Below are 8,063 nucleotides of genomic sequence, written 5' to 3'. Positions count from 1 at the left end.
CGATTGCAACCGCCCCGGCCTCATGACACCATGCCCCGCATGCCCTACCAACTGCATTACTGGCCCACCATCCAGGGCCGCGGCGAATTCGTGCGGCTCGCGCTCGAGGCGGCCGGTGCCGACTACGTCGACGTGGCGCGCCTGCCTGAAGCCGAGGGCGGCGGCGAGTCCGCGCTGGGCCGGCGGCTGGGCGACCCCGACAGTGCGCGGCCCGCATTCGCGCCGCCCTTCCTCGTCGACGGTGACATCGTGGTCGGACAGACGGCCGCGATCCTGCTCTACCTCGGCCCCCGGCTCGGGCTGTCGGGCGTGGGCGAATCAGACGGACTGTGGACGCACCAGCTGCAGCTCACCATCGCGGACGTGGTCGCCGAGGCGCACGACACGCACCATCCGATCTCGACCGGCGCCTACTACGAAGACCAGCGCGACGCGGCCGTGCTGCGCGCACGGGCCTTTCGCAACGAGCGCATCCCCAAGTTCCTGAACTGGTTCGAACGCGTGCTGCAGCGCAACCCCGCGGGCAGCCTGCACCTGGTGGGCGACGTGCTGACCTATGCGGACCTGTCGCTGTTCCAGCTGGTGGACGGCCTGCACTACGCGTTCCCGAAGGCCACGGCGCGGGCGCTGGCTGCAACGCCCGCGGTCGAGAAGCTGCATGCCAATGTCAGGCGCCGGCAGCGCGTGCACGACTACCTGCAGAGCCCGCGCCGCATCGCGTTCAACGAGGACGGCATTTTCAGGCGGTATGCGGAGCTGGACGGCTAGCGCCGGGCAGCACATGAGCAAGTGCTGCCTGGACGAAGCCGCCTCCTTCGGGGGGCTGATCGCGCGACAACGCCGGCTTCCGTCACTGATCCGGAAGCCGGGCATCAAGCCGGCCTGAAAGAAGTTCCCCCCAGGCGCGCTTACCCCTTCCTGTGCAGCAGCTCCAGGAACTGCTGTGCCGGAATGCTGAGCGGCCGGTCGCTGCGCACGATGCTGCCGTAGGTGGAGAGCTTGTGCCGGATCGCGTAGTGCACGATGCTGAGCACGCCGTGCTCGGCGTCCCGCCGCGCAACCGTTGCCGGAATCACGCCGATCATCGACGACTTGCGGATCAGGTTGATGGTCGTGAGTATCGAGCCGGTCTCGATCAGGCCGGGTGGCATCACCGCGTGGTGCACCTGGAACTCGCGCTCGATCACGTCGCGCATGGGGCTGTGCGCCGGCTGCAGGATCCACGTGTAGTCCAGCAGATCGGCGAAGGCCACGCGCGAGCGCCCGGCCAGCGGATGCTCGTTGCCGACGACCACCGCCAGGGATTCGTCCTCGATGGCCCTGAAGGTGCAGGCCGCCGCTTCGGGGCCCATGGGGCGCCCCACCACCACCTCGAGCACGCCCTCGTGCAACTGGGCGAGCAGCTTGTCGCTGGTGTCCACCGCAATCTCGATGGCCAGCAAAGGATGGGCTGCCTTGAGCTCGGTGAGCGCATCGGTCAGCCGGCCGGGCGAGGCCGCCATGATGCTGCCGAGCGAGAACTTGCCGACGCTGCCGAGCTGGAGTTCGTGCAGTTCGCGATTGAGCGCCTCCATGCTGCCGCGGATGCCCCTGAAATACCCCATCACGCGCTCGCCTGCCGCATTGAGCCGCAGCCCGCGCCCGACCCGCTCGAACATCGGCTGGCCCAGTGCGCTCTCGAGCTCGTGGAGCATCTTGGTGGCGGCCGGCTGCGTCAGGCCGAGCTGATCGGCAGCGGCGCGCAGGGTGCGCCGTTCTTCGACTGCCAGCATCAGCGCAACCTGCCGCATGCGAATGCGGTTGAGCAGCCGAGGGGTCGAATCCTGCCTGTCGATGGAGCCCACGATTGATTACCTCAGGATATTGATCGATCAAGAGCTTTCAGTTTACGTGCATCAATCGCCTGCCTACGATTGCCGCCGACGATTCCTCGAAACAGACCGGAGACAAGCAGATGAAAGAGCTCATGGCGGCCGCGGCCGCCGGGCTGCTGGCGTTCGCAGCCAGCGCCGTGCAGGCCCAGGAATGGCCCACCCGCCCGATCAGGATCATGGTCGGCTCGGCGCCCGGAGGCGGCACCGACGCGATGGCCCGCGCGGTGGCCGACCGGCTGGGCCCCTTGCTCAAGCAGCCGGTGGTGGTCGAGAACCGGCCCGGCGCTTCCAACACCCTGGCAGCCGATGCCACGGCCAAGTCCGGCGACGGTCACACCATGGTGATGGGCGTGGTCACGGCCCATGCGATCGCGCCGCACCTGCTCAAGCTCAACTACGACAGCAACCGCGACCTGGTGCCGGTGGCCTTCGTCGGCGCGGTGCCCAACGTGCTGGTGGTGAGCAACAGCGTGCCGGCCGACTCGGTGCAGGCGCTGGTCAAGCTGGCCAGGCAGGAGCCCGGGAGGCTCAACTACGCCACCAGCGGCTCGGGCAGCACCCAGCACATTGCGGCCGAGCTGTTCAAGGACGCGACGGGCGTCGACATCGCGCATGTGCCCTACAAGGGCAGCGGCCCGGCGCTGGTCGACCTGATCGGTGGCCAGGTGCAGCTGAGCTTCGACACCCTGCCCTCGGTGATCGGGCAGATCAGGAACAGCAAGATCCGCGCGCTGGCTGTCACCACGCCGAAGCGCAACCCGCAGCTGCCCAACGTACCGACGCTGGCCGAAGCCGGCGTGCCCGGCATCGAGATGAGCGCCTGGTACGGCATCTACATGCCGGCAGGGGCATCCAAGGCGGTGCAGGACAAGGTGCACGACGCGGTCAACCAGGTGCTTGCGATGCCCGAGACCAAGACCCGCCTCGACGCCATCGGCGCCGAGATCACGCCGATGACCCAAGCGCAGTTCGCGCAGTTCCACGCCGCCGAATACAAGCGCTTCGGCGAGGTCATCAAGAAAAACCACATCCGCCTGGATTGACATGACGAGTTCATCTTCTCTTCCCGTTGTCGCGCTCACCCTGGGCGACCCCGCCGGCATCGGCCCCGAACTGATCGCCAGGCTGCTGGCCAAACCCGAGGCTGCCGCCACGGCCAACATCGTGCTGATCGGCGACCGCTGGCTGTGGGACGAAGGCCAACGCATCGCCGGCGCTTGCGTCGCGACCGAAGAGGTTCGCTCGCTGGCTGAAGTGCGCGGCCGTGCGAACACAGCGCGCCCTGCATTCCTCGCCGTGCACAGCATCGACCCCGCGATGGTGCAGCGCGGCCAGGCCGCTGCGCCGGGCGGGCGCTCGGTGCTGCAGGTGCTCGACCTGTGCATGGACGCGACGCTGGCCGGCGAGGTCGACGCGATCTGCTTCGCGCCGCTGAACAAGCACGCCATGAAGATCGGCGGCATGCAGCACGAGGACGAGTTGCATCATTTCGCGCAGCACCTGGGCGTGACCGGCTATTTCTGCGAGTTCAACACGCTCGGCGAGCTCTGGACCTCGCGCATCTCCTCGCATGTGCCCCTGAAGGACGTGGCGAGCTACGTGAGCGTGGAGCGCATCGAGCAGGCGGCCGAGCTGATCTACCGCTCGCTGCTGGCCAATGGTGTGGCACAGCCCAGGATCGCAGTCGCGGCCTTCAACCCGCACGGCGGCGACGGGGGGCTTTGCGGACGCGAGGAGGTCGACGTCATCGTCCCCGCCGTGCAGCGCCTGCAGGCGCGCGACTGGCCGACCGAGTCGCCTTTCCATGGCCCTTTCCCGGCCGACACCATCTTCCTGAAGGCGCAGGCGGGCGAGTACCAGGCCATCGTGACCATGTACCACGACCAGGGCCAGATCGCGATCAAGCTGATGGGCTTCAGCCGCGGCGTCACGGTGCAGGGCGGGCTGCCGATTCCCATCACCACGCCGGCGCACGGCACGGCCTACGACATCGCAGGCCAGGGCAAGGCCAGCGTCGAAGCCATGTGGCAAGCCTTCCGCATTGCAGGCCGCATGGGCGCTGCGCACCGCCTCGCCAACCACGCACCCGCTTGAATACACCTCAACACCAGAGAGACACCATGAAGATCAAATCCGTCCGCGCCCGTGTTTTCGAGTGGAAGGGCAAGACCGTTCCGCCACAGGGCAACTTCTGCTCCAACGCGATGGACCTGCTGTACGCGCCGCAGGAAACCATGAGCACCTTCCGCTTCCATTCGTGGACAGTGGTCGAGATCGAGACCGACGACGGCATCGTGGGCCTGGGCAACGTGGCGCTGGCGCCGGCCATCGCCAAGGCCATCATCGACCAGTACCTCGCGCCGCTGGTGATCGGCCAGGATCCGTGGGACTACGAGTACCTGTGGCAGCGCATGTACCGCGCCACCCAGGCCTGGGGCCGCAAGGGCGTGACCATGGCCGCGATCTCGGCGGTCGACCTCGCGATCTGGGACATCCTGGGCAAGTCGGTGAACAAGCCGGTGTTCAAGCTGCTCGGCGGCCGCACCAAGGAAAAGATTCCTTGCTACTACTCCAAGCTCTACCGCACCGACCTGAAGGAAATGCAGGCCGAGGCGCAGAAGTTCCTCGACCAGGGCTTCACCGCCTTCAAGATGCGCTTCGGCTACGGGCCGGCGCACCTGCAGAAGGGCGTGGCGGAAAACCTGAAGTCGGTCGAGGCCGTGCGCGAAGTCATCGGCTACGACAACGACCTCATGCTCGAGTGCTACATGGGCTGGAACCTCGAGTACGCCAAGCGCATGCTGCCCAAGCTCGAGAAGTTCCAGCCGCGCTGGCTCGAGGAGCCGGTGATCGCCGACGACATCGACGGCTATGCCGAGCTGAACCGGCTGACGAGCATTCCGATTTCGGGCGGCGAGCACGAGTTCTCGCTGTACGGCTTCAAGCAGCTGCTGGACCGCAAGGCGGTGTCGGTGGTGCAGTACGACACCAACCGCGTCGGTGGCATCACGGCTGCGCACAAGATCAACGCGCTGTGCGAGGCCCACAGCGTGCCGGTGATCCCACACGCGGGCCAGATGCACAACTACCACCTGACCATGAGCACGCTGGCCTCGCCGATGAGCGAGTACTTCCCGATGCACGACGTCGAAGTGGGCAACGAACTCTTCTACTACATTTTCGACGGCGAGCCGGTGGCCGAGAACGGCTTCCTGCAGCTCGACGACCACAAGCCGGGGCTCGGCCTCACGCTGAAAACGGAGTACCTCAAGGACTTCAACATCGTCGAATGACGGCGGCTGCCATGTTGTCCCCAACGCCCCCGCCGAACGCCCGCGTGATACGCCTGCACGCCCAGGACGATGTCGTGATCTCGCTCGACCAGCTGGTCTCGGGCACGCACATCGAAAGCGAAGGCATCGCCGTGGCCGGCCTGATTCCGCCCGGCCACAAGATGGCCACGCGTTCGGTCGAGCCGGGTGCGGTCGTGCGCCGCTACGGGCAGATCATCGGCTTTGCGACCCGGCCCATTCGTGCGGGCCAGCATGTGCACACGCACAACCTCGCGATGAGCGACTTCACGCGCGACCATGCGCATGCGGCCGATGCACGCCCGACGGCGCACGCTGCCGAACCGGCGAGCTTCGAGGGCATCGTGCGGGAGGACGGCCGCGTCGCCACGCGCAACTACATCGGCATCCTCACCTCTGTGAACTGCTCGGCCACGGTGGCGCGCGCCATCGCCGATCGCTTCCGGCGCGATATCCATCCCGAGATGCTGGCGCCGTTCCCGAACGTCGACGGCGTCGTGGCGCTCACCCACGGAGCCGGCTGCGCGGTCGACCCCGAGGGCGAGGGGCTCGCCATCCTGCAGCGCACACTGGGCGGCTACGCCTGCCACCCCAACTTCGCGGGCGTGCTGGTCGTCGGCCTGGGCTGCGAGACCAACCAGATCCGGCAGCTGCTGGCGACCCAGGGCCTGCAGCACAGCAATCGGCTGCACAGCTTCACGATCCAGGACACGGGCGGCACCACGCGCACCATCGCACACGGCATCGAGCGCATCCAGGCGATGCTGCCGCAGGCCAACGACGTGCGGCGCCAGACCGTTCCCGCCAGCCACCTGGTGGTCGGCCTGCAGTGCGGCGGCTCCGACGGCTACTCCGGCATCTCGGCCAACCCGGTGCTCGGCGCGGCGGTCGACCTGCTGGTGGCGCACGGCGGCACGGCCATCCTTTCGGAAACGCCGGAGATCTACGGCGCCGAGCATCTGCTGACGCGGCGTGCGCAAACACCCGAGGTCGGACGCAAGCTGGTCGAGCGCATCCGCTGGTGGGAGGCCTACTGCGCGCGCAACGGCGCAGCGATGGACAACAACCCCTCGGCCGGCAACAAGGCGGGCGGGCTGACCACCGTGCTGGAAAAATCGCTCGGCGGCATCGCCAAGGCCGGCTCGACCAATCTGGTGGATGTCTACGAATATGCGCAGCCGGTGAGGGCGCGTGGCCTGGTGTTCATGGACACGCCCGGCTACGACCCGATCTCCGCCACCGGCCAGGTCGCGGGCGGCGCCAACCTGATCTGCTTCACCACCGGACGCGGTTCGGCCTACGGCTGCGCGCCGTCGCCTTCCTTCAAGCTGGCCACCAACACCACGCTGTGGCAGCGGCAGTCCGACGACATGGACCTCAACTGCGGCGAGGTGCTCGATGGCACGCGCAGCATCGAGGAACTCGGCGAGCGCCTGTTCCGGATGCTGCTGGCCACCGCCTCGGGCCAGCCTTCGCGCAGCGAACTTCACGGCTACGGGCAGCAGGAGTTCGTGCCCTGGCAAATCAGCGTGATCACCTGACGCGCAACTTCTTTCACCACACCATGACAACCACTCGCCCCGTCCGCTTTTGCGGCATCTTCCCCGTCGTGCCGACGCCGTTCGCCGAGAACGGCGAACTCGATCTCGAAAGTCAGAAGCGCTGCGTCGACTTCATGATCGATGCCGGCTCTGATGGCCTGTGCATCCTGGCCAACTTCTCCGAGCAGTTCCTGCTGTCTGACGACGAGCGCGAGCTGCTCACGCGCACTGTGCTAGAGCACGTCGCGGGCCGGGTGCCGGTGATCGTGACCACCACGCATTTCAGCACCGAGGTCTGCGCCGCGCGCAGCCGCCGCGCGCAGGACATGGGCGCTGCCATGCTGATGGTGATGCCGTCCTACCACGGCGCCACCTTCCGCGTGCCCGAGCCGCAGATCTTCGAGTTCTACGCGCGGCTGTCCGATGCGGTGGACATCCCCATCATGATCCAGGACGCCCCGGCCGCCGGCACGCCGCTGTCGGCCGCGTTCCTCGCGCAGATGGCGCGCGAGATCGAGCACGTCGCCTATTTCAAGATCGAAACGGCGGGTGCTGCATCGAAGCTGCGCGAGCTGATCCGCCTGGGCGGCGACGCCATCGAAGGCCCGTGGGACGGCGAGGAGGCCATCACGCTGATGCCCGACCTCGATGCCGGTGCGACCGGCTCCATGACCGGCGGCGGCTACCCCGACGGCATCCGGCCGATCATCGAGGCGCATCGCGCGGGCGACCGCGACAAGGCCTTCGCGCTCTACCAGCGCTGGCTGCCGCTCATCAACCACGAGAACCGGCAATCCGGATTCCTCGCAGCCAAGGCGCTGATGAAGGAGGGCGGCGTGATCGCCTGCGAAGCGCCGCGCCATCCCTGGCCCACGATGCATCCCGAGACCCGCAAGGGTCTGATCGAGACTGCACGGCGGCTCGATCCGCTGGTGCTGCGCTGGGCACGCTGAACAAGGGCCCCTCATGCAAAACTTCGACAACCTGATCGGCGGCGAATGGCGTGCCGGCGCAAGCTACAGCCCCAACCTCAACCCCAGCAACCTGTCCGACGTGCTCGGCCAGTACACGCAGGGCGACGCATCGCACGTCGAGGCTGCCGTTGCTGCCGCCACCGCCGCCTTCCCGGCCTGGGCCACGGGCAGCATCCAGGCGCGCTCCGACGCGCTCGACAAGATCGGCGCCGAAATCCTCGCGCGCAAGGAAGAACTCGGCACGCTGCTGGCCCGTGAAGAAGGCAAGACCCGCGCCGAAGGCATCGGCGAAGCCACGCGCGCCGGCCAGATCTTCAAGTTCTTCGCCGGCGAATGCCTGCGCCTGTCGGGCGAGGTGCTGCC

General features: G+C 67.5%; 8 protein-coding genes. 7 read left to right on the top strand and 1 reads right to left on the bottom strand.

The genetic code is table 11. The features are described 5' to 3' along the window. Window positions 1-39: 39 nt before the first annotated feature. Window positions 40-768: a glutathione S-transferase gene (locus ASD05_RS06245; RefSeq protein ID WP_056589230.1), complete on the top strand. Its 729-nt coding sequence runs from the start codon at window positions 40-42 to the stop codon at window positions 766-768. A gap of 140 nt (window positions 769-908) precedes the next feature. On the opposite strand, the gene ASD05_RS06240 is transcribed toward ASD05_RS06245, so the two are convergent. Beyond that, on the bottom strand, window positions 909-1,844 hold the full coding sequence (locus ASD05_RS06240) for a LysR family transcriptional regulator (protein WP_056589226.1): 936 nt from the start codon (window positions 1,842-1,844) through the stop codon (window positions 909-911). A 110-nt stretch (window positions 1,845-1,954) separates the two neighbouring features. Here ASD05_RS06240 and ASD05_RS06235 point away from each other — a divergent pair, with 110 nt between their 5' ends. The 6 genes from ASD05_RS06235 to ASD05_RS06210 form a co-directional block, all read left to right on the top strand. Next, a complete protein-coding gene (locus ASD05_RS06235; RefSeq protein ID WP_056589223.1) occupies window positions 1,955-2,917 on the top strand; it encodes a Bug family tripartite tricarboxylate transporter substrate binding protein in 963 nt (320 codons plus the stop codon). Window position 2,918: 1 nt separating this feature from the next. Further along, window positions 2,919-3,968, top strand: a complete 1,050-nt coding sequence (locus ASD05_RS06230; protein ID WP_056589220.1) for a 4-hydroxythreonine-4-phosphate dehydrogenase PdxA — start codon at window positions 2,919-2,921, stop codon at window positions 3,966-3,968. A gap of 26 nt (window positions 3,969-3,994) precedes the next feature. Then, on the top strand, window positions 3,995-5,167 hold the full coding sequence (locus tag ASD05_RS06225) for an L-rhamnonate dehydratase (RefSeq protein ID WP_056589218.1): 1,173 nt from the start codon (window positions 3,995-3,997) through the stop codon (window positions 5,165-5,167). A gap of 11 nt (window positions 5,168-5,178) precedes the next feature. Beyond that, window positions 5,179-6,726, top strand: coding sequence for a UxaA family hydrolase (locus ASD05_RS06220; RefSeq protein WP_235507873.1), 1,548 nt, complete (start codon window positions 5,179-5,181; stop codon window positions 6,724-6,726). A 23-nt stretch (window positions 6,727-6,749) separates the two neighbouring features. Next, a complete protein-coding gene (locus tag ASD05_RS06215; RefSeq protein ID WP_056589212.1) occupies window positions 6,750-7,679 on the top strand; it encodes a dihydrodipicolinate synthase family protein in 930 nt (309 codons plus the stop codon). Window positions 7,680-7,692: 13 nt separating this feature from the next. Further along, window positions 7,693-8,063 (top strand): aldehyde dehydrogenase family protein (locus ASD05_RS06210; protein ID WP_157609985.1); only part of this gene is annotated, 371 nt, incomplete at its 3' end.

The organism is Variovorax sp. Root434 (assembly GCF_001426595.1).
In the GTDB taxonomy this organism is placed as follows: domain Bacteria; phylum Pseudomonadota; class Gammaproteobacteria; order Burkholderiales; family Burkholderiaceae_C; genus Variovorax.
The sequence above is the reverse complement of the archived record's forward strand: the minus strand, read 5'-3'. Positions and strand labels throughout refer to the sequence as shown.